This window comes from Amycolatopsis sp. La24 (assembly GCF_029087445.1).
In the GTDB taxonomy this organism is placed as follows: domain Bacteria; phylum Actinomycetota; class Actinomycetes; order Mycobacteriales; family Pseudonocardiaceae; genus Amycolatopsis; species Amycolatopsis nivea.
On sequence record NZ_JARACH010000026.1, the window covers coordinates 18570 to 40548 of the forward strand.

18 protein-coding genes and 1 tRNA gene are annotated in these 21979 nt (G+C 65.9%); 6 read left to right on the top strand and 13 right to left on the bottom strand.

Annotation, left to right across the window (positions count from 1 at the left end; translation table 11 throughout):
- Positions 1 to 3: 3 nt before the first annotated feature.
- Positions 4 to 645, bottom strand: coding sequence for a methyltransferase (locus PUT80_RS23890; protein WP_275293518.1), 642 nt, complete (start codon positions 643 to 645; stop codon positions 4 to 6).
- 562 nt (positions 646 to 1207) lie between these two features.
- Here PUT80_RS23890 and PUT80_RS23895 point away from each other — a divergent pair.
- Positions 1208 to 1573 carry a helix-turn-helix domain-containing protein gene (locus PUT80_RS23895; protein ID WP_275293519.1) on the top strand — a complete coding sequence of 122 codons (366 nt, stop codon included), beginning with the start codon at positions 1208 to 1210 and terminating at the stop codon, positions 1571 to 1573.
- Position 1574: 1 nt separating this feature from the next.
- Here PUT80_RS23895 and PUT80_RS23900 read toward each other — a convergent pair whose 3' ends face one another.
- The gene (locus PUT80_RS23900) at positions 1575 to 2756 is read right to left on the bottom strand and encodes a GGDEF domain-containing protein (RefSeq protein WP_275293520.1); all 1182 of its coding nucleotides are present in this window, start codon (positions 2754 to 2756) and stop codon (positions 1575 to 1577) included.
- Positions 2757 to 2902: 146 nt separating this feature from the next.
- On the bottom strand, positions 2903 to 4204 hold the full coding sequence (locus PUT80_RS23905) for an MFS transporter (RefSeq protein ID WP_275293521.1): 1302 nt from the start codon (positions 4202 to 4204) through the stop codon (positions 2903 to 2905).
- A gap of 344 nt (positions 4205 to 4548) precedes the next feature.
- Here PUT80_RS23905 and PUT80_RS23910 point away from each other — a divergent pair.
- Positions 4549 to 4622, top strand: a tRNA-Ile gene (locus PUT80_RS23910).
- A 148-nt stretch (positions 4623 to 4770) separates the two neighbouring features.
- On the top strand, positions 4771 to 5664 hold the full coding sequence (locus PUT80_RS23915; RefSeq protein ID WP_275293522.1) for a pyridoxal-phosphate dependent enzyme: 894 nt from the start codon (positions 4771 to 4773) through the stop codon (positions 5662 to 5664).
- Here the strand turns inward: PUT80_RS23915 and PUT80_RS23920 are convergent, their stop codons facing one another.
- The gene (locus tag PUT80_RS23920; protein ID WP_275293523.1) at positions 5665 to 6687 is read right to left on the bottom strand and encodes a hypothetical protein; all 1023 of its coding nucleotides are present in this window, start codon (positions 6685 to 6687) and stop codon (positions 5665 to 5667) included.
- Between the two features lie 589 nt (positions 6688 to 7276).
- On the opposite strand from PUT80_RS23920, the gene PUT80_RS23925 reads away from it, so the two are divergent.
- Complete coding sequence (locus PUT80_RS23925; RefSeq protein WP_275293524.1) at positions 7277 to 7669, top strand: hypothetical protein; 393 nt, start codon at positions 7277 to 7279, stop codon at positions 7667 to 7669.
- Positions 7666 to 8514 carry a Scr1 family TA system antitoxin-like transcriptional regulator gene (locus PUT80_RS23930; RefSeq protein ID WP_275293525.1) on the top strand — a complete coding sequence of 283 codons (849 nt, stop codon included), beginning with the start codon at positions 7666 to 7668 and terminating at the stop codon, positions 8512 to 8514. Before PUT80_RS23925 ends, PUT80_RS23930 begins: the two co-directional genes overlap by 4 nt.
- A gap of 1385 nt (positions 8515 to 9899) precedes the next feature.
- Here PUT80_RS23930 and PUT80_RS23935 read toward each other — a convergent pair.
- The 7 genes from PUT80_RS23935 to PUT80_RS23965 all read right to left on the bottom strand — a co-directional run bounded on the left by PUT80_RS23935 (position 9900) and on the right by PUT80_RS23965 (position 16918).
- On the bottom strand, positions 9900 to 10532 hold the full coding sequence (locus tag PUT80_RS23935; RefSeq protein ID WP_275293526.1) for a Pycsar system effector family protein: 633 nt from the start codon (positions 10530 to 10532) through the stop codon (positions 9900 to 9902).
- Positions 10489 to 11478 (bottom strand): hypothetical protein, encoded by a 990-nt coding sequence (locus tag PUT80_RS23940; RefSeq protein WP_275293527.1) that lies wholly within the window; start codon positions 11476 to 11478, stop codon positions 10489 to 10491. Before PUT80_RS23940 ends, PUT80_RS23935 begins: the two co-directional genes overlap by 44 nt.
- Before the next feature lie 733 nt (positions 11479 to 12211).
- Entirely contained in the window at positions 12212 to 12415 is a 204-nt protein-coding gene (locus PUT80_RS23945) for a hypothetical protein (protein ID WP_275293528.1), read from the bottom strand.
- Positions 12416 to 12715: 300 nt separating this feature from the next.
- The gene (locus PUT80_RS23950) at positions 12716 to 13681 is read right to left on the bottom strand and encodes a quinone oxidoreductase (protein ID WP_275293529.1); all 966 of its coding nucleotides are present in this window, start codon (positions 13679 to 13681) and stop codon (positions 12716 to 12718) included.
- Positions 13682 to 13699: 18 nt separating this feature from the next.
- Positions 13700 to 13942: an aldehyde dehydrogenase family protein gene (locus PUT80_RS23955; protein WP_275293530.1), complete on the bottom strand. Its 243-nt coding sequence runs from the start codon at positions 13940 to 13942 to the stop codon at positions 13700 to 13702.
- Positions 13943 to 14147: 205 nt separating this feature from the next.
- A complete protein-coding gene (locus PUT80_RS23960; RefSeq protein WP_275293531.1) occupies positions 14148 to 15716 on the bottom strand; it encodes an AMP-binding protein in 1569 nt (522 codons plus the stop codon).
- A gap of 32 nt (positions 15717 to 15748) precedes the next feature.
- Positions 15749 to 16918: a thiolase domain-containing protein gene (locus PUT80_RS23965; protein WP_275293532.1), complete on the bottom strand. Its 1170-nt coding sequence runs from the start codon at positions 16916 to 16918 to the stop codon at positions 15749 to 15751.
- A gap of 153 nt (positions 16919 to 17071) precedes the next feature.
- Here PUT80_RS23965 and PUT80_RS23970 point away from each other — a divergent pair, with 153 nt between their 5' ends.
- Positions 17072 to 18277, top strand: a complete 1206-nt coding sequence (locus PUT80_RS23970; RefSeq protein ID WP_275293533.1) for a helix-turn-helix domain-containing protein — start codon at positions 17072 to 17074, stop codon at positions 18275 to 18277.
- 15 nt (positions 18278 to 18292) lie between these two features.
- On the opposite strand, the gene PUT80_RS23975 is transcribed toward PUT80_RS23970, so the two are convergent.
- Both PUT80_RS23975 and PUT80_RS23980 read right to left on the bottom strand, forming a co-directional pair.
- A complete protein-coding gene (locus PUT80_RS23975; RefSeq protein ID WP_275293534.1) occupies positions 18293 to 21139 on the bottom strand; it encodes an FAD-binding and (Fe-S)-binding domain-containing protein in 2847 nt (948 codons plus the stop codon).
- 35 nt (positions 21140 to 21174) lie between these two features.
- Positions 21175 to 21921 (bottom strand): SDR family oxidoreductase, encoded by a 747-nt coding sequence (locus PUT80_RS23980; RefSeq protein ID WP_275293535.1) that lies wholly within the window; start codon positions 21919 to 21921, stop codon positions 21175 to 21177.
- Positions 21922 to 21979 lie beyond the last annotated feature (58 nt).

Consider the following 21979-nt stretch of genomic DNA (forward strand, 5'->3'; position numbering starts at 1 on the left):
CCGTCACGCGATGAGAAGGCCGGCGAGCGCACCTGCCAGCAGCGACGGCCCAGCGGGGAAGCGCGTCTTCCAGTTCCTCGAGTGCGCTGCGACAACGAGCCCGACGATCGCCGTGAGGCAACTCGCTACGGCCAGCCCACGGATGAGTCCAGCCCATCCGAACCACCCTAGGTACAACGCGAGGACACCGTAGAGCGCTGTGTCGCCGCCACCCGTGTGCCGCGGCAACAGGACCTGGACAGCGGAAGCCGCTACGAACACGACAGCGGCCGAGCCGCACGCGAGCACGAGCCGACTCCATTCGCCGCGAACGATCGCGGCGGCAACAAAGGTGACTAATCCGCCAGCACCCATCGTCGTTACCAGAGCAAAGGGCAGCCGACGATACGACAAGTCCGCCAACGCCAGACTGATTCCGAGCAAGCAAGCCCAGCACCACGTCACCAGCACCGAGGTCGCACCGAACTTCAGCCAGCCGACGCAGTACAGGCCGCCGATGGCCACTGAGATCGCCAGCACCGCGGCGACGCGGGCCCGAGCCGACCTGAACGGGAGCGGGCCGGTCACTCGCTCCGAAACTGCGACCGACAACGGCCCGAGGACCAGACCTGCTCCCCCAGTCACCCACGGCAGAACGGACGTCACGAGGGCCTCCTAATACAGGAAAAAGCGTCATCGCAGTGCCTCCAGCCATGCTTTTGCGTTGCTCTCGCTACCTGCACGTGCTCCTACTGTGAACCACCGTTGCTGTGCGCGGCGGGCTCGAACGAGGACAAAATGGCGCTGATCCTGTGCTGGTTTTGTGCTCGTTTTGTGCCGATCGCTCTCGACCTGGCGATTTACCGGTGTGACAGGCGGACTGCAGCCAGCAGGAAGGGCTCCGCCGCTTGACACTTCCGAGATTCGCGTTGCCAACGCGCTGCCCCTTTGCGCCGGAACGGTGGGCCGGCAGGTGTTCCCCGTCCACCGAAGAATGGGGCGAGACGCCTGGCCATCGGCCCGGCGAGACCAGACGTCTCGCTGCTTCCGTCCCCGGCTCCGTTCCCCGGGTACCACCCCGGTCTAGCCCGCCGACCTCGAGTGAGCGCAAGGTAACGACCAGCTGAGTTTGGACTCACCACGCGCATGTTCACCCATTCAGTCCACAGAACGCGCGATCGGGAGGAAACGGTGGCGACCGGTTGTCCACATCAGGTATTCAGCTGATGTGGACAACGACGAAGGCACGTCATACGGGCAAGCGCTCCATGACGTGTTATCCCTGCTGATCGGGCAATGGACGATCCCCGTCATCACCGCGCTTGTGGTAGGCGAACTGCACTTCAGCGAGTTGAGGAACGAAGTGAACCGCGCGATCGCCGGACAGCGGACTCCGATCAGCCCGCGCGTGCTGACCGACACCCTCAAACGGTTGGAGAAGAACCACGTAGTCATCCGACGGGAGGAAGATGATGCCAAGGTCGGCACAGCACGAGTCTGGTACGACCTCACGCCGGACGGACGGGAACTGCTCAGCATGCTGAGGCCTTTGGCCAGCTGGGCGGCAAACCGCCCGAAGCCAGATCCAGCTTGATCTACATCGCGCCGCTGACCTTGACCTGATTCCGGCCGGCGTTCTTCGCCGCGAAGACCGCGTTGTCCGCAGCGAACATGACATCGTTCAGCTCAGGTCCGGCTGTGGGGAACGCAGCTGCTCCAATGGAGACAGTGATCTCCACGTGCTTGCCGCGCGTCCGCTCAACTTCTGCGGACGCCACACGTTCTCGAATGCGTTGAGCCACGGCGACTACGGATTCCGCATCGCTGCCCGGCAGCATCACTACAAACTCGTCACTGCCGAGATGCCCGCACAAGTCATCGCTCCGAACGACGGAACGCAACGCGGCACTCGCCGAGCGAAGGGCCTCGTCACCCACAGCGCGACCGTGAGCGTCATTCACTTTCCCGAGACGGTCGACGTCGATCAGCACGATGCCGAAGGTGATGCCCAGCCTGCGGGCGCGGGCGAACTCGGCTTCTGCAAGTGCTCGCCAGGTGGCAATGTTGAGGAGCCCGGTTTTGGGATCCGTCCGCGCAGCCTGCTCAAACTGCCGGACGAGCGCGCTGCGGTGCAGTGCATAGAGCGGGACGAACACCATTACGAGCAGCCCGGGAAGCTGCCCGATCAACAGGGCAGCCACGACTCCCATGCACAGAGTTGCCAGTTCGAGGAGGTTTTCGTTCAGGCGGCCGATCAGATGCTTCGGCGACCAGGTCGCTGTGGACAATGCGATAACGGACCCGACGATCGCTGAGTTGACCACGAAGTACGTCGCGACGACCGCCACGACGCCGAGCCCGGTCCACAGGCTCCGGTCGTGGCCGATCGGGATCACGCCCGCCGCGCGGCCGCACCAAGCCGCCACTTGGCAAGACAGGATCACGTTGCACACGCTGAATACCGTCCGATAGGCGTAGACCCCCTCAACGCCCCGCCAACTGCGGAACCACAGATGCGCGTAGAGCGCACCCACGACGACTGCAGCAAGAGGTGCCGGAAGGATGAGCGCCGCGGCAAGCGTCCATACCGAGGAAAAGTTCACGTGGGGCGTGTCGGCGAAACGGCGACGGCGGCGCTCGACTTGACGAGCCATCTCGGCTGCCGCCACTCCGAGACCAATCACGAGCAGACATCGGAGGAGGTCGTCCGGCGTCACTCGGGCCGATACGGTCGCGCAAACAACGACGGCGATTGCGGCTGCCTCAACGAGCAGCACGAAGGCAAGAACGCTCGCAGAGAGTGACCAGATTGACCAGCTTCTCACCCCGTGTCCCCCACGGGGGTGTCCTGAGCCGGTGGCTCGATTCATACTGATCTCGCTTCCGTTCCCAAGGGGAGGTCCGCGGTTGTGAATCCGTGTTCCTAGCTGCGGTCCTTCCCGCCGCCGGATATCCCTGGAGGGCTCGCATGCGCAACAAAGACTGGTGAACGTCGTCGGGCTGGCGGCGCGGGCTCGTCCTCGGCGGCTCTCTCCTGCCGCGGGCGGGTTCGCGTCCAGACAAAAGCAGCACCAAGAGCCACAGCGGACGCAAGAGCACCAGACGCCGCCACGGTGGATGCCGGCCCGATTCGGTCAGCCACAACACCCGCGACCACGATGGCCACACCTTGCGACGTGATGATGCAGGTGCTCAACCGCCCCATGACCGTTCCTCGGCGGTTGTCGGGAACAATCGCCAGGACAACGGGCTGCAGCCGAACCAAGTAGTACGTCGACAAAGCGCCGGACACTGCCCACGACAGAGCGGCAACCGGCAACGACGACACCATCGCCGCCGTCAAGGGCAACCCTGCGGCGACCGCCGGAATGAGCACCGTCGACGGCGAAGCGATCGATCTGCTTCTCCCGGCCCACCAGCCGCCGATAGCGCTGCCCACTGGATTCGCCGCCATCAGCAGGCCGACCGCGAACGACGCAGCACCCGCCGTTTTCGCGAACGGCGCGGCAACGCCTTCAGGCACTTCCAGCAGGCCGATCATCGAAATGAGGATCACCGGGGCGACAAGCTGAGCGGCGTAGCGCGGGTTTGCAACCGACGCTGCCGACGGCTCAGCGGAGGACGCCTGCCGCGCCGCAGGACGTGGCCGGACACCGACGAACACGATCCCGGCGCTGAGCAGGAACGTTCCGCCGTTGATCGCGAGCACCGATCCGGCTCCGAGCAGCGGCACCAGAAGTCCGCCCAGGCCGAAACCGGCGACCTGGGCGATCTGCATCGTGACCTGGCGCAAGCCGAGTCCCGCCTGGAGGAGATCCGCGGGAAGAACGTCCGGAAGCAGCGCGAGCTGCGCCCCCTTGAACGGTGCGCCAACAAGAGTCAGCACGCCGACCAGGCACCACATCGCAGGCAGCGGCAGCCCCGGCAGTGCCATCGCGATCGCCAGGCCGCCTCGAACCACGTCAGTCGCCACAATCACCGCGCGGCGCGGGTACCGATCGGCTAGCCCGGACAGGAAGAAACCGCCGAGCACGGACGGCGCGAACGTCAAGGCATAGGTCAACGCAGTCAGCGAAGCTGAGCTGGTGCGGTCGAAGACCACCAGCGCCAACGCAACCCGGGCAAGCTGGTCACCGGCGACCGACAACGCTTCGGCCGCCCACATTGCGCGGAATTCCGCGCAGCTCAATGCCGCGGAAAAGTTCCCGCGGCCGTCCTCAGCCATCGGTTCGCCCCCTCCCCGGAGCCCACCCATCCGACCCGCACCTGCACTACCGGCGATCTGCGGATATTCCAAGGTATGCCCGGGGCGTATGCAAATGGATACAAACAGCTACAGTTCACCCGTTTGAATCGCGTACGCAACGCTGAGTGACCAGGCATCCGGACGAGCTGGTGCGCGGTGGCTCAGGCGCTTCAGCCGGCGAACGCTGAAGCCTCTCCTCGCGGCACCCTCGCCGGCTGCCAAGGGGTGTCTGACGGCGCTCGAAGCAGCGGCCGACCTCGCAGAATCACCGTGATAGCTTAGGCGCTCCAAGGCGGCTCACTTCTGCCAAAGCCGCTTTGACGGGGCCGGTAGCTCAGTTGGTTAGAGCAGGAGACTCATAATCTCTTGGCCGTCGGTTCGAGTCCGACCCGGCCCACTCCACCATCCTTCGACTGAACTGCCATCGCATCGTCCCAGCCGCGGCAAGACGGCTTCCGAAACCCACCTGATTGTCAGGGTTGCCCGATATTTCGGACCGGGTTAATTCGCACCAGCGACCCGCATTGCTGCGTAAGGTCGAGTCCGTGGCGACTCAACGTCCCTTCGAGCTGAACGGCAGTCCGCTCCGCCTGCCATCGCCCGTCGTCGAACTGCAGGACGACCGTCTGAACCTGAACGGCATCCGGCTCCTGCTCAAGCGCGACGACCTGATCCATCCTGACGTACCCGGGAACAAGTGGCGCAAGCTGAAGTTCAACGTCGAAGAGGCGCTCGCCCAAGGCCATAAACAGCTCTTGACTTTCGGCGGCGCGTACTCAAACCACTTGCGCGCAACGGCCGTGGCGGGTCGGCACTTCGGGTTCAGCACCGTCGGCGTAGTTCGGGGCGAGGAGCACCTGCCGTTGAACGAGTCCTTGTCCTACGCCACAAGCATGGGCATGCGGCTCGTATACCTGGACCGAACGACTTACCGGCACAAGACCGACCCAGAGGTGCTGGACCGCCTCATAGGCCAGCTCGGCCCCAGCTATGTGCTGCCGGAGGGCGGCAGCAACGGCCTGGCCGCACGGGGATGTGCCGAACTCGTCGATGAAATGGCCGACGACTTCGACACCATCTGCTGTGCTTCCGGAACCGGTTGCACCCTGGCGGGGATCGCCGCGCGCCTCCATCCAGAGCAGCAAGCGATCGGGTTCAGCGTACTGAGGGGCGGAGACTTCCTCGGAGATGAAGTGCGGCGGTTTCAGCGCGATGCCTTCGACACCGAGACGCGCAACTGGTCGGTCGACACCCGCTTCCACTTCGGCGGCTACGCCAGGCGGACACCGGATCTGGACTCATTCATCGCCGACTTCGCCCAGCGTCATGGCGCGGCGCTGGACTGGGTGTACGAGGCGAAGATGATGTACGGAATCTTCGCGCGAGCCGAAGCCGGCGAGTTCGCTCCGGGGAGCGTCATCGTGGCGGTAGTGTGCTGATCAAACCGTTTCGTGGTAGCTCCGTTGAGCCTGTTTGGATGTGTCGGAACTGCACCAGGTCAGCTGCCACTCACCTGAATTAATCGTAAAATCGCGTCCGAAACCTAACCACATTCCGCTCATCCGCTGATTGGAGGGGTTTATCACCAATTGCAGGGTTCCGTGGTAAGTGGCTCCTTGGTAGTAGCCGCCTGGCGATGTCTGCTCGCGCCACGTGCCGGTTGCCACAGCCTTGTCCAGCGCCAGTTCCAGCCTCAGACGCGAACCTGTCGAATGCGGCAGGCTCTCGCCGATGAGCCGGTTGTCGCGTTGACGCAGAACGACATAGTGCTCGCCGACGAACTCCTTGCCCCGGCCGCTGCTCGGGTAGACGTAGCGACTGTGCCAGATTCCGGAGACGTCATCGCTCTGCGTGTTCCGTTCCCCCGTCTCCGCGGCAGCCGACGTTTCTTCCGTAAGAACCGGGCTAATAGACGCCAACGACAGCGCGGCGCTAATTTTGAGCAACAACGACCGCCGATTCACTCCGGAACCATCGCCATTCGCCCAGGTCGTCGCCATCTTGGCCAGTTCGTGAACGTCGGCTGCACCCAACCGTGCGACGACGTCCTCCAGCGAAGTCGCTGGACGCTCGATCTCTGCAAGCTGCGCTCTGCCCTGATGAGCGGAGTCGGCAGACCGATGGTCAGCGACGTCCGCAAGCAGGTCAGCCACCCTGCATTCGTAGAGTTCCGCCAGTCGGCAGAGCACGTCCAACGGCGGAGCGTGCCCTGTCGCGGCGGGCCACAGCTCCCAGTACGAGAAAGCCTTGTCAGTCTTCGGTTCGGCTGGCCAACGCAGACTCCATCGCTCGGCGGCCTCGCGCTGGCTCCAGCCGTGCGCCAGGCGAAGTGCGGTGCGCATGTTGACGTGGTACCGGTCGGACAATACTGCCGCGATCTCCGCCCACGTCCTAGACTTTGCGCGAAGCTGAGCTGAAAGCTCACGCTGCTTGCTGCGCACGCTGACCGTGGCTGACGGCATGGCAGTCCCCCTTCAGACGATTCTGAACGGACCATACGACTCTTTCAGTATGGAGCAAGTTCTCCCCGTTGAACAGGGAGACACCCTCCCCCAAGATCACAGTTGCGCCGTGTGGTTTACCCGCTTGAGCTGCGGTTTCGTTGGTTATGGCACCCCGGCGGCTGGTCAGACACCCGCAGTCGCGAACCCGACCCGCAGGCACCGCGCCCCCATTGCCAGCGGGGACAGGAGTTCCCAGCCGCCGGGGTGCCGCCAACTCCCGGCAACTGACGGAAGAGGCGGTATCGGTGATTGAATCGGCAACGTTCGACCGGTCGCAGACCGGTCGTGCATCGCAACCCGACGAAGCACGAATCGAACCGACGCAGCTCTACGATCTCGCGGTTCTCGCGCTCGTCGCCCATGCACCGCGCGCTGATGCCAACGCGGATTCCTGTCGCTGTCGTAACTGCGGAAAGCCTTGGCCGTGCAACACAATCCGGCTCGCCGCGAGGATCAGGGACGGATTCTGATGACGGCTACGGGAAGCTGGGCCCTCGGCCGCGTCTCCCCCGGGGAACTCTCTGTTCGAACTGCACGCCCAATCTGGATGACCAGCTACGAGGACGGCCTGGACCACCTTGTCAATGACGACGAAATGGTTCGCGCACTCCGGCTGGGCAGGTTCCGTGCGCTGTGCCGGACGCTGGTAATTCCTGCACCAATGACGCATCCGTCGCTGCCACCATGCCCAGGATGCGTGGCTGAGCAGCGCCGCCAACTGCACGTCGAGCGGCTGTTGCGGACCTTGGGACAGTCGTTGTCCGCGCACTCTGTCGCGCGGCATTGCTCACCTGGCTTCGTGCGCAAGCTCGCCGACGTTGCCCACCACGTCCTAGCGAGTTCTTCACCGGTCGGACGCCATGCGATGCAGGGCGAGCAAGCTGTGCCAGCCGCGGTCGTCGACCGCAAAGACTCGACTCGGCTGCGGAACGAATCGTGACGGCGAGTCTCCGAGCACGGCCCTGGACTCGCAGCGCGCTCCTCGCTATCGAATTGCGAGCCGCGCGTCTCCACGAACGCCGGGGCCTCATCGAGCTGGCGCGGAGGATCGGCGTCAACAAGGCAACTCTCTCTGCCTGGGAGCACGCCGCGAGGACACCGCGCATTGAGGACGTCGCGGGCATCCTCGGAGCACTCGGCGTTATCGGCGAGCACAAGGCACGGATCCTGGAGTTGGCACGGCACCCAGACACGGACTCGATGATTTTCGGTCGCCGGGGCGTACCCCGCCACTTCGCCGTGGCAGAGGTATGCGCACGCGCAGCGGAACGCATCGTCGATTGGCACCCACTGCTCGTGCCAGACCTACCGCGAACGGCCGACTACGCCATCTCAGTCGCCAGGTACTCACCGCCACAGACGCGATCGGAAATCGAGCACATACGCGCGCACTGTGAGGCGAACCGCGCAATATTGAGCGAGAAGGGCGTTTGCGTCTACATCGGCGAACAAGCATTGATGCATCCGATGGACGATGCGACCGTCGTCGCCGAGCAACTGCACCGTCTCATCCGAATTCAGCAGACCAACCGTCGAGTCTCCGTGCGCGTCGTGCCGAACAATATCGGCAGCCACGTTGGACTCTCTGGCACATTCACCGCCTACCAAACCGAAGTAGGACAGATCGTGCACAGACCACTTAGCTGCTGCGGGGAGTTCCTGCTTGACGGCGACGGGCTCTACGCCAACCTTGACACCCAACTTGGCGATATCGCTCTTACCGCGGCCGACTCCGCAGCATTCATCGCCCGCCACGCCATGCGACTTGCGACGGCTGCCTCGTAGATCACGGCGCGCAGGTTTGAACTCTGCCGCAGATCCCAAGAAACGCTGCCGCATAGCCATCCGGCGGCAGTGAGCACAGCGCGGAGGAGCGCTGAACCGGACAACTGTCGCACCAACAGCCGACAGGCCAGCCGTCTAACCCGCGTCTGCACCATGAGCGCGTGTCGAACACTTCGCTTGTCAGGGCCTTAGCTTCGCCAACTTACTTCCGACTACCGCCCTGGCACGGTCTCTCTGCTACAGCGGAGAGAGCACCAACCTCACGGGTGCACTCAACCTCAATGGACTAATGAGATCGCAGTGATCGTGGGCCACGCCAGCAGACGCAGGGCGCGTTCGTATGCCAGGACGGACTTCAACTCTGCCCAGAGCCGTGAACGGGCCGCAGGTAGCCCATCCACGAAACTCCCTCTCAGCGCGACGAGCCGTCGACGCTCGCCGTCGCGGCGTTGTGCGCTCAACCCTGGCTCCATGGATACAGAGCACTGAACTGATCGAACACGTCATTCAACTCCTCGTCCCGGGCCACATCGTCTACAGCGATCGACGCTCCGGAGAGCACGTCCGCGGCCGCAAGCACTCCGACGACAGCCTGCACTATCACGGCGTATCTGCCCGGCGGCAGATCAGGTGGCAACTGCACCCGAAACTCACGAGGTCCCACCCTCTGAAGACTGCCTGTCATCAATTGGTGACATCAACACCGCCAACTTCTGGTAGACCGATAAATATCCGGACTCGACCTAGCCGAAAGCGTACGGAAGCTCTCCTATCGGCTGCGCAAAGTCCACGTCGCCGGGCCATCTGGCTCTACGGTGCCCGCGCAGCCGAACCGACCTTGCTGGGGGCTCTCGCACCAGTTCGCCGCGACCACTGATGCCACGGGCGAGCCACTGTTCTGACTCCGCGACTCCATCACCGCCTGGTGATTGACTCTTGGGCCGAGGTTGCGAGACGGCCGTGGGCGCGCTCCTCAGCACGATCACCGAAATGAACCTGCACGTCCGCCTCGCACCTGGCAGCCAGGGACCCGACGTGGACGGGTTCTCCGAAAGCCACCGCGCCCACGACGAAAAGTCACTTGGCGGCACCATAACATGCAAGCAAAACTCGCCTCGGTCTCAAAATTCACGAAATATGCAAACGACTATCGGGCTTTCGGGGATATATCGCACCGCGCAACTCCTTAATTTTTCCGGCACGCGCGGAACTCGCCCAGTCTCGACCCTGACCAATGGAATCGACACGCGTCCATATTGACCAAGGAAAACAGAAAGGACTGGCATTCAGGCGGGGTTTCCTGAAGCAAACTTCGGTCGGCGATCACATCGAGCACACCAAAGGCCGGCGCCTGACCGGGCGAGCGAAGGCGTGCCGTCCCGATTTCAACTCAGAAGAACGCTCAGCGCACACAATATCGCCCCGGCCGCGAACGCAAATATCGCAACGCGCAAGCACCTGTACTTTCGCTCAACGATGTGCGAGGTCTGAAAGATCTGATCTACCAGAGCCGCGTCCAAGTGGTGTTCCGCCTGTGCCACGCTCGCTGCAACCTGTGCTCTGCCTTGCCCTACGATGTCTCCGTAGTAACCAGCGAGCTTCGGCCGGCCTCCTCCCTTACGCCGCGTCCGCGGATACACGCCGTATGCCAGCGCCGATATCGCCGAAGCCGCTGCGGCGATCCCCATCCACCAGATCCACTGAACCGAGGCCGCCAGCTGAAACGGACTCCACTTTCCGCCGAGAAGACCGTTGAGGAGCGCACTGCTGGCAATGCCCGCGGCAGCAAGCAACAGCGCAGCTTTGGCGTCCGCCCGAACCAGTTCTTCGCGTGTGTTCGACAGCAGCTTGTAGGCATACTCGCGCGAGACTTCCGAAAGCTCAATTCTCCCTCCGGAAGCGTCGACGGCTGGTTTCTCGACACCAGCGACATCGGCGGGGCCTTCTCCAACAGCGCCATCGGAGGGCAGGGGGTCAGCCAAAGTTCCGCTTCCCTGCGCGAAACGCGCGTTGATCACGCATTCGCCGCTCCCTTGCCGCGGCGAAGGAATCCTTGTTGCGCGCCGCTTCGCGCGCAATTCTAGCCCCTTCCCTGACTGCGGACTTGTACTCGATCGCCGTGGCCGCCCTGACCAAACTCGTCACGTTAGGTCGGGAATACTTGCCGGACAGGACTGCCGCACAATATTCGGCTCCGTGCTCGACACACCACTTCGAGGTCAGCACCTTCCCCTCGCGCTCGCCCTCCCCGACCCCCTCCTCCGGAATCTTATGGATTGTCGCATCCTGCCAGATGTCCGTGCTCGGAGTGCCGCAATCACAGCTTGCCGCAAGGTAGTCGTTCCCGCTGATCCATTCCCACAACGTTCCTGTCACCAACATTTGACCCCGGTCAGCCTGCTGCGCGCACTTGGCGGCATAGTTGACGGCCCGTCCCGCCCAGACTGGCTCGTGACTGTCGTCGCCAGGAATTCCTACACGTTTCACAAGCAGCGGACTGTGCGCTATTCCCACCTTCATCCCGGTTTCGGGCAGTGTGTTCCACTTTTTGGCCAGCCGCGGGGAAAGAGAATCCGCTCCAAAGGTTTGAAGCGTGATGCCTGCGCACACCGCCCGGCGGCGCCGGCCTTCTCCCCAGAACAACCCGAATCCACCGTCGCCTTGGATCGCGATGAAGTCCGCCTCGAACTCGTCGAGAATCATGGCTGCGTTCCCCGTGGCGGCTTCGTAGATGCTCGCCGTGCTCCGCGCTCGCTGGTTCAAGCCGAATCGAGTTGACCCTTTCAGGTCGAACACCACGGCAGCCGCTTCCCTCAGGCGATACCAGATCCGGGCGTCGTCGACCGGAAGGCTGGCGATGTCGAGATCGCTGCCGACGTCCTCCACTTCGGGCATCGACTCCAGTTCGTCGGCGACATGCCGGTCAGCCGCGTCGAGGAGCCCTTTCAGGTCAACTTCGGTCACTATCTAGGCCCTTCTCTCGCCCGCGCGCCAGCAGCCCTTCGGCTAACGGTTAAAGGTCGCACTGACCGGCGTAGTGTTACAGGGCGACTGGACACCGCCCGGCAGCCGAGTCGACCCGCACATCAAACCGGCTGCCGGGTCACGACTGTCGCCTCAGTATTTTCCGCAGCAGATCACCGGTTCTCTCCTCCAGTGGAACGCCCTGCGCACCACTGGTCTCCTCGATCCTTTCCGCGACACCGGCCCGGAGGCTTCGTTCAGCACCTGGGCCGCCGGAATGCGGAACCCGTCGAATACGCCTCGGTGACGTTCACCCCTCGTAGCCAATCTTGTCGATCTTGCCAGGGACGGCGACTCGGCATCGGTGCGGCCGGATGGTCGACGTATCCGGCCTCGACGCCTGCCGTACGGGCCGATCTCCGGCTCGGTGCGCAGCAGCGGTAGCCGCGCCGCCCCCAATCTCGCCGACGAGCTCGGGGGCGCACGGGATCGGCGCAGTCGTCGTTAACCCTGGCGGCGCGGCGGAGACAGGACGCACCGCGGTAGTCATCGCCGAACGGGGGACACGAACAGGGACGACCACAACAAAGGTTCGAGCCGAATTAGCCGTCGGCGACGAACCTGAACCGAATTTTCGCTGCCTAAAAATCGCTGGCGTGGTATTATTTTGACATCTTCTCGCACCGCTGCCGCAACCGGAGATTATGTCGACTCGGGTGATGTAAAGTGAGGATCAATCCCCTACTGAAGAAATGGAGTGCGCGTCATGCGGTCGTACTGTGGCTGCCTGTGCGAACACGCCGGCCACTTCGACATCTGCCAGCAGGCCGTTCAGAGCGAGCGCCGGCAGATCATCCAAGGCCTGACCATCACTCCCGATTCCGTGGTGTGCCAGGCATGTTTCGATGCAGTGCTCGCCCTGGCGAAAGATCGCCATGACGAGCAGGGGGCACGCACTACGTCATAGCCGCCGCTGGGCTGTCGAGACCAGAGTTACGCCCCTGTCTCGACAGCCCAGCGGTTTTACTTTTTGCCGATCATGACGGCATGGAATCAGAACGTGTCGGTGTCGGTCCGATTTCTGCGACATCCGCAGCACGCTGTCTCTTTTATCTCAAACCATCGCAGTTCGTCATCGCGCACGCGAGAAGTCTTCTTAGCTGTGATCGGATGCGAATTTCCAGCCGGACACGGGCGGGGCCCGCCACGGGAATGGACACGGGCCCCGCTTTTGCTGTCACGGGCGGAGCAGGAGCTTTCCGCTCGTGCGACGATCTTCCAATTCGATGTACACGTGCCGTGCTTCGGCCAACGGGAACTCCCCGCCGATGTGTACTTTGAGCTCGCCCGCGGCGATCCAGTCGAATACCTCCGCCGCGCGGGCACGCATTTCAGCGGTGTCGGCGGTGTAGTGGGCGATGCTGGGCCGGGTCACGTACAACGAGCCGCCGGAGTTCAGGCGCGGGATGTCCAGTGGCGGGGTCGGTCCGCTGGCAGTGCCGTAGATGGCAAGCACTCCGCGGGGCTTGAGGCTCGCCAGGCTGCCCTCGAAGGTGGCAGCCCCGACCCCGTCGTAGACAGCGGACACTCCCGCGCCGCCAGTGAGTTCACGGACCTTCTCGGCGAAATTCTCGTAGGGCACCGCGGCGGAGGCTCCGGAGGCCAGCACCGCAGCGATCTTCGACGGAGTGGACGCGGTGCCGATGACCCGGCCGCCGCGCAGGCCGGCGATCTGGGTCAGCAGGTGGCCTACTCCGCCTGCCGCGGCATGCACAAGAACGCTGTCGTGCGCCCCGACCGGATACGTGCTGGTGGCCAGGTACTGAGCGGTGATGCCCTGCATGAGCGCCGCGGTCGCCAGCTCGTCGGAGACGGCATCCGGGATCCTCACCGCGCGCGCCGCGTCGACGACGGCAATCTCGGCGTGGCTGCCGCTGCCGCCGCTGAACCAGCCCACTCGCTCCCCAGGGCTGAAGTCGGCCACGTCTGACCCGACCTCGGTAACGACGCCGACGCCCTCGACCCCGACCGCAAACGGGACGTCCCTTGGCACGGCTCCGTCGCGCTGGTAGACATCCATGTAGTTGATGCCGGCGACGCGGACCTCGACTTGAATCTCGCCCGGACCGGGCGCAGGCGCCGCGGTGTCGGTAAAGGCAAGTGCCTCGGGCCCGCCGTGCGCGCGGACGATAACTGCTCGCATGTGTCTGTTCCTTTCCGGTCAGCCGCGCAGGCGGACGTTGATCTGTTTGGCCTGGGGGAAGCCGGCGTGCATGCCTTCCAAGGACACTTCGCGTCCGAAGCCGCTGTCCTTGTAGCCGCCGTAGGACTGCCCGACAACCCGGCCGCCGCCCTGGTTGGCCTGAACCCAGCCGGCTTCGAGCCGGTGTGCGGTCACGAGAGCCTGGTCAAGGTTCCTGCCCCAGACGCAGGCGGCCAGGCCGTAGTTGCTGTCGTTGGCCATGCCGTGCGCTACTCAGCACCGGACCAGGACGAGCGACGCCGCGATCGGTCGCCGCCACATCACGGTCCCGCCGCTCTGTCTCGCCGAAGTCCGCGGCGGTGAAACTGCGGACGTTCGCCAAGACAGGATGCCGCGTGGATCCGCCCGATTTCCCCGAGACGGCAAAGGAAACGGGACGAATCCGCGCCGACACGACAGTTCCCGGTTACCGTCTGGCACCGCCTGCGGTTTCGGCCGGCGGCCATCCCGCCGTCAGCAGATCCTCCCGGATCGTGCGTTTCACGATCTTCCCGTAGCCGGATTTGGGCAGTTCGTCGCATTTGAGGACATGGCGCGGGAGCTTGTACCGGGCGATGCGCGGCACAAGCCACTGGAGCACGTCGTCATCGGTGAGTTCTGCACCGGCCTCGGGCACCCACAGCGCGACGCCTACCTCGCCCCATTTCGGGTCCGGCATGCCGAGCACGGCCACCTCGGCGATTCCTGGGCAGCCCAGCAGTTTCTCCTCGATATCGCGCGGAAAGACGTTCGAGCCGCCGGAGATGTACATGTCCGAGGCGCGACCGGTGATGTAGAGGTATCCCTCGGGGTCAAGCATGCCGAGGTCACCCGTGTGGAACCAGCCGTCTTCGAACGTCTCGGAGTTGGCGGAGGGGTTGTCGAGATAGCCCGCGCACACCGCGGGGCCAGCTACACAGATTTCGCCGACCTGCCCGGCCGGCAGTTCGGTGCCGCCGGCCCGGATGCTGACCTGCATGCTGGTGCGCGGCCTGCCGCAAGTGCCGATCTCCACCCCGTCGGGTCGCGGACGTCCGTGTTCGGACGGCGGGAGCACGGTGATGTTGCCGGTCACCTCGCCGAGACCGTAGTACTGCACGAGAACCTCGCCGACCGCCGCACGCGCGCGTTCCTGATCGGCGATGAACATCGGGGCTCCGGCGTAGATGACATGCCGCAGGGACGAATGCTCGTGCTGGTCGACAGCAGGGTGCTCGGCGAGCGCCTTGAGGATCGTGGGCACGGTGAACATGTTGGAGACCCGCTCGCGTTCGACCAGGCTCCACACCTCGTCCCCGTCCAGCCGCCGCGATTCCGGGATGACGGTGGCGGCGCCGCGGGCCACCTGCGGCAGCAGGTGGATCCCGGCGCCGTGGGAGAGCGGTGCGACGGCCAGCGACACGTCGTTCTCGCCCAACCCGGGCATCAGGTCCGCGATGTGGTTGACGACCACGAAACCCATCTGGTCGTGGGTGAGGACCGCGGCTTTGGGAGTGCCACTGGTTCCGGAGGTGAAGAAGTACCAGGCGTGGTCCTCTGTACCGACCTCAGTGTCGCCGGGCTTCTCCGCACAGGCCGGCAGGGCGGAGATCGAATCGGCCCCGTCGGCATCGACGAGCAGCGTGCCCGCCGGCAGGGGAAGCTTTTCCCGGACAGCGTCGGCGTGGGGCTTGCCGTCGGGGTGCACCAGCATCGCCACCGGGCGGCACACCCCGGCGATCCCGGCGACATCGTCCGGCGTCAGCCGGCTGTTGGTCGGGGCGAGAACCGCTCCCGCCCGCCACACGGCGAACATGGCCTGGATGAATTCGGGATGGTTCGGGCTGTGCAGCAGGACGCAGTCCCCTGGATGCACGCCTCGCTCTCGCAGCGCCGCCGCCAGGGCATCGGTGCGCTCGTCGAGGTCACGCCAGGTCCATCTGGTCGCGCCGTGCACGACCGCGACCCGGTCCGGGATCCGGCGCGCGGTCTGGGTCAGCAGGGTGGCGAGGTTCATGGCCCGTCGCCGCGGGATTGCGTGGGTCCTGGTCACTGAAGGGCCTCCAGCACTGTCGCGTAGTTGGCCACGGCCGCGCCGCCCATGTTGAAAACGGCGGCCCGGTCGGCCGTGGACAGTTGCATGTCCCCCGCCTCACCGGTCAACTGCATCGCGGCCAGCACGTGTTGCGAAACCCCGGTGGCCCCGATCGGATGTCCCTTCGACTTGAGCCCGCCGGACACGTTGAACGGAAGATCCCCGTCCCGCTGCGTGCGTCCCTCGGCGAGCACCTCCGCGCCTTTGCCTTTCTCCGCCAGCCCGAACGCCTCGTACTGGAGTAGCTCGGCGACGGTGAAGCAGTCGTGCGTTTCCACGAGGTCCAAATCGGACAGTGAGATTTCCGCGACACGCAGCGCTTCCCGGAAAGCGCGTCGTGCGCCGTCGAACGCGATCGGGTCGTGTCGAGCGGCCAGGGCCATCGGCTCGTTCGCCTGCGCGCGCGCCCGTACCGCGACCCCGGCCCGGCCGCTGACCGGCTGGTCCGCCGACACGACGAGTGCCGCCGCGCCATCGGAGACCATCGAGCAATCCGTGCGCAGCAAGGGATCGGCGACGACCGGGTTGCGCTCGGACTCGGTCGCGCAGAACTCGAAACCGAGGTCCTTGCGCAGATGCGCATAGGGGTTGCGGACGCCGTTGCGGTGGTTCTTGGCCGCGATGAGCGCGAGCGCCTCGCGGGGGTTGCCGTAGCGATCGGCGTACTCGCGCGCGATGCCGGCGAAGATCCCGGCGAAACTCCCCGCTCCGTCCTCGGTGCGGCGATGCGCACACCCGAGCAGGATGTCGTTGACGTCGGCTCCCGAAGACGCGGTCATCTTCTCCGCACCGATGACGAGCACCCGGCGAGCCCGCCCCGCCTCGATCTGGTCGAGCGCGGAGTACAACGCGGCGCTCCCCGTGGCGCAGGCGTTCTCCGAGCGTGTCGCGGGAATCCGCGCCAGCATGGGCTCTGCCGCGCCTACGAGAGCCGCGTCGAAGCTCTGCCGCGAGAAACCGGCGCCGAAGACGCCCACCGAGATCGCGTCGATGTCGCCGGCTTCCAGCCCGGCGTCCTCGATCGCCGAGATCGCCACTTCCGCCATGAGCGACTCGACATCCGGGTTGTCCAGTTTGCCGAAACGCGTGTGCGCCCAGCCGATGAAATGCGGTAACGCCGGCATGGTCGTCCTCCTGCCGCCGGTGAACTCCTGTGTCCGTCCCGATCCTCGGCCGAGGCAGGCTCAGGGGGTACCTCGCCAGCGCGAGAAGGACGTGACACGATTCCTCCGAAGAGAGGAAAGTGCTGTTGAGCGACCTGACGGAAGGGGGCCTGTGTGGCTGACCGCGCCTTCGAAAGGCAGGTCGACGACCTCGCGGAAACACTGCGCCGGGCCGTCGTGGTCGATGACGCCGAACTGAACATCGTGTACGCGAGCCGGCACTACGGGGACGAGGACGAACAGCGGATCCGGGCCGTGCTCCAGCACGACATCGGGCTGGAAGCGACGCGCCACATCCTCGCTCAGGGGGTGACCCGGTGGAACCGGCCCGGCCGGATCCCGCCGCATCCCGAACTGGGCATGGCGGCACGGCTGTGCGCGCCGATCCGGCTGCGTGGCCTGTTGCTGGGCGTGGTGCTCGTCATCGACGCCGACGGCTCTCTCAGCCCGGACGAGGTCGGCACCATCGCGCGAGCGGCAGAGGACCTGGCACCGCACCTCTACACCGCGCGCTCGGCCGTGGACCGGCTGCGGGACGAGCGCGAGCACGCGGTCGCGGGCGTGCTCAGCACGGACGCGGACATCCGCGGAAAAGGATTGGCGTACCTGGAGCGGACCGGTTGGCTGGCCGGAACGTCAGGCGACCACTGGCAAGTGCTGCACCTGACGGTCGCCCAGCACTCGGACGCCATCTCGGTAAAAACGGCGCTAGCGGTGGCCATCGCGGAGGTCACTCGCTCGCCGGAAGCCACGGGCACGACGACCGACAGCACCAGCATGACGATGCTGCAACACCGTCCGGTGCGGACCACGCCAGACGAGATGCGAGCCACCGCACAGAAGCTGACCCGGGCCGTCGACACATTGCTGAGTGCGCCCGGAGCCAGTGCTGCGGGGATCAGCGACCCCGTCGCATACCTGGCCCAGGCATGGCGGGCACGGGAAGAAGCCGTGCTCGCGGCTCGAGCAGCCGCCCGCGGCGACGACGGTGTGGCCGCCTGGTCGGAACTGGGGCCAGACGCACTGCTCCTCCAGTTCCCCACCGGTTCGCCAGAACGGCCGGTCGGCCTTGTGCTGCCCGCCGCTCTCCGAAGGCTGCTCGACGTCGACCGGTCCGGTCAGCTGACCGCGACGTTGGCGGCCTTCCTGGACCACGCCGGTTCCCGGCCCCGGGCCGCCGCCGCGCTGCACATCCACCGCACGACCCTGTACTACCGGCTGGACAAGATCACCGAGATCACCGGGCTCGACCTCGACGACGGCGAGAACCGCCTGCTGCTGCACCTGGGGCTACGGCTGGTCGCGCTCTCGGCCCGGTGACGGACGGACCGTTGCTCAGTCCCTGGGCGAGACAGCCGCCCCGGGCCGGGTGGCTCGTTCGACGAGCTCCAGCACGTGCAAGTAAGAATGGCCGGTCGCGCGGGTCATCCCCAGTTCGCAGGTGCGATTGCACGAGACGTAGGCAGCGAAACCGCCAGGGTGCTCGTTCAGCTCATCGGCCTGGGCCGTGGTGGCGGCAGCGGTCAGTTCCGGACGGAGCAGGCCACGGTCACCCGCGAACCCGCAGCATCCCCACGACGGCGGGACCGTGACCGATTCCGCGACGGACTCGGCCACCGCGCGAAGGTCGCCTGCCATGCCCATGCGGACCGCCGAACAGGTCGGATGCAAGGCGATGTGCCCGATCCGTTCGGTGACGGCCAGCTTGGGCAGGACATGCTCAGCGGCGAACTCCACGGCGTCGAGCACGCGGATCGCGCTGTAGTGCCGACCACCCGCCTCCACCATGTGACGGAGTCCCTCGGTACAGGACGAGGCGTCACCGACGATCGGGATACGGCCCTCCTCAGACGCGGTCCAGAGCCCCGGCAGTACCCGCGCGGCCATCTCTTCGTAGCCACGGGTCATGCCCTTCGATCGCCATGGCGTGCCACAGCACAGGCCCGGCAGGCCCTCCGGTGTCCGCAGCCGCAGACCGGCACGGGCGCACAACAAGCGGAAGGCATCCGCGGCGCCCGTACCGCCCTCCGGGGAGCCGAACATCGTGCCGGTGCAGGAGGAAAACAGGACGGCCGCCGGTTCCTCGCCCGGAGCGGGAACGGAGCCGCGACGCCGTCCGCCACCGGGAAGATCAGGCGACCACCGCGGGACCACGTCCTCGCCGGCGACCTTGCGCGCCACGTCGCTCGCGCGCGTGACCGCGGCCGCGGGAAGGTGCTGCGCCGCGGTGAGCGCGGTCGCAGCCACCCTGGTGAAACCGTCCCAATGCCGGGCCGCGGCACGCCAGGCCGCCGGAGCCACCGTCCCCGCCTGTTCTGTCCGGAGCCGCTTGACCAAATCACCGGTATTGATCAGCACAGGACAGGCGGTCTGGCACATCCCGTCCACGGCGCAGGTGTCGATGCCGTCGTAGTCGTACTCCCGGCTCAGCTCCCCCAACAGCTCGAGGTCGCCGGCCTGCCGTGCGCGTTCGATCTCCCGCCGCAGCACGATCCGCTGCCGCGGAGTGGTGGTGAGATCGCGGCTGGGGCACACGGGCTCGCAGAACCCGCACTCGACGCAGCGGTCGACCTCGTCCTCGACCCGCGGAGCGGACTTCAGGTGGGTCAAGTGGCCGGCCGGGTCGTCGGAGAGCACGACGCCGGGACTGAGCAGCCCGCCGGGATCGCACAGGCGCTTGATTTCGAGCATGATCTCGTAAAGTTCGTCGCCGTACTGGCGGCGCACGAACGGCGCCATCATGCGGCCGGTCCCGTGTTCGGCCTTGAGCGATCCGCCTCGCCGCAGGATGAGCTCGACCATGTCGTCGGTGAACCGCGCGAAGCGGTCGAGCGGGGCACCGGAGCCGAGGCGCTCGGTTAGCATGAAGTGGATGTTGCCATCCTTGGCGTGGCCGAAGATGACGTTGTCCTCGTAGCCGTGCCTGGTGAACAAGGCAGTCAGCTCTTGGCACGTCGGCAGAAGCTCGGGCACAGGGACGACGACGTCCTCAAGCAGGGCCGTGGTGCCCGAGGGCCGGGCCTCAGCGACCATCGCGTAGAGGCCCTTGCGGATATGCCAGTAAGCGGCCCGCGCAGACGCGTCGCCGGTCAGCGCCGGTGTCCCTGCGACGGGCAGCCGCTGTAGCACGACTTCCGCGGCGTCGGCTGCCTCCTGCACAGCCGCGACGGAGTCGTCCTGGTATTCGACGAGCAGCGCCGCGTGCTCACGGACCGCGAGACCGCGGAGCAGCTCGTCGGCCCGCGGATCGCGCTGGCCGACCCGCAGGGAAGTGGCGTCGAGGAGTTCGATGGTGGCGGGCCCGGTTTCCGTCAGCGCCGGAAGCGCACCGGTCGCCGCGGAAAGGTTGTCGAACACCAGCAGCCCGGTGCGCGCGTGCGCGAACACCGGCACGGTACGCAAAACGACCGAGGCGATGAACCCGAGCGTTCCCTCGCTGCCGACCGCGAGGTGGGCGAGAATGTCCACCGGGCGGGAGTAGTCGAGCAAGGAGTTCAGCCCGTACCCCATGGTGTTCTTCATTGAGAACTGCTGCTCGATGCGAGACCGGAGATGCGGAGCGTGCAGGATCCGCTGCCGCAGCGCGGCCAAGCCGCGGTGCAGACCGGGTTCACCCGCTCGCAACCGGTCGTCGGCCCCGGGCTCCGCAGTGTCGATCACCGTCCCGGAAGGCAGGACGAACACGAGCGACTCGAGAGTCGCGTAACTGTTCGCCGCGGTACCGCAGGCCATGCCGCTCGAGTTGTTCGCGACGACCCCGCCCACTGTGCAAGCGACTTCGCTGGCCGGATCCGGTCCCAGCTTGCGGCCCCAGCGCGCCAGCCTGGCGTTGACCTGCCGCACGGTCGCCCCCGGGGCCACCCGGACCCGGTGACCATCGTCGAGCACTTCGATCTCGCGGAAATGCCGGCGGGTATCGATCAGCACACCGTCGGTGCCCGCCTGCCCGGACAGGCTCGTTCCGCCCGACCGGAACGTCACCGGAACACCGGCCTGTCCGGCGGCTGCGAACACTTGCCCGATCTCGGCCGCGTCCGCCGCCGTTACCACAGCCCTCGGAGTCAGCGCGAAATGGGAGGCGTCGTGGGCGTAAGCGAGCCTGTCGGTCGCACGCATACGGACGTCGCCGGCGCTGGTGACCGCCGCGTTGAGCGCGGCCACCAGAGGCGCATCGATCTTCATCCTGCTGACTCCGTCGTTCCTCGGGACGCGCCGGATCAGCCCAAGTGCGAGCCGCCGTTAACGTCGATGGTTGTGCCGGTGAGGTAGGACGCCGAAGACGACCACAGGAACAGTACGGCGTTGGCGATGTCGAGCGGGTTCGCCAACCGGCCGAGCAGGGTTTTCGCGGTCAGTCTGGCGATCACGTCGGGGTCGTCGCCGACCATCCCGGTGTGCGTGGCACCGGGGGCGACGCAGTTGACCCGGATCTTGTTCTCCGCGAGCTCGCGGGCGGTGCCGCGGGTCAGGCTCATGACGCCGGCCTTGGTCGCGCCGTACACCGGCCCGCCGACGTAGCCGCCGCCCGTGTAAGCCGCGACCGACGCCGCCAGGACGATCGAGGCGTCGGTCGCCAGGCAAGGCACGGCCGCGCGGATCGTGTTGATCGACCCCATCAGGTTGATCATCAGACACCGCTCGATGGCTGCGGCCTCCACGTCGAGGACCCGCCCGGGCAGGGTCACGCCCGCGGAGACGAAGACGTTCGCCACCGGCTGGTCCGCCGACAGGGCGGCGAAGGCCTTCTCCAGCGCGGTGGGGTCGAGCACGTCGGCCTGATGGTAGGAAACGTGATCGCCCACGGCCCGCAGGGCGTCGCCGGGTTCCGGGGAGAGGTCGATCACCCCGACCGCGTCGGTGTGCCTGGACACCTGACGGACGACTTCCAGGCCGATACCACTGGCACCACCGACCACTACTGCGGGACGGGTGACCAGGTCGTTGTCGTCATTGATCACTGGCATGTCGCGCTGACTCCTTCGGACTGCTCGCTCTGGCACCGTCGCTGTCGACACGAAGCCA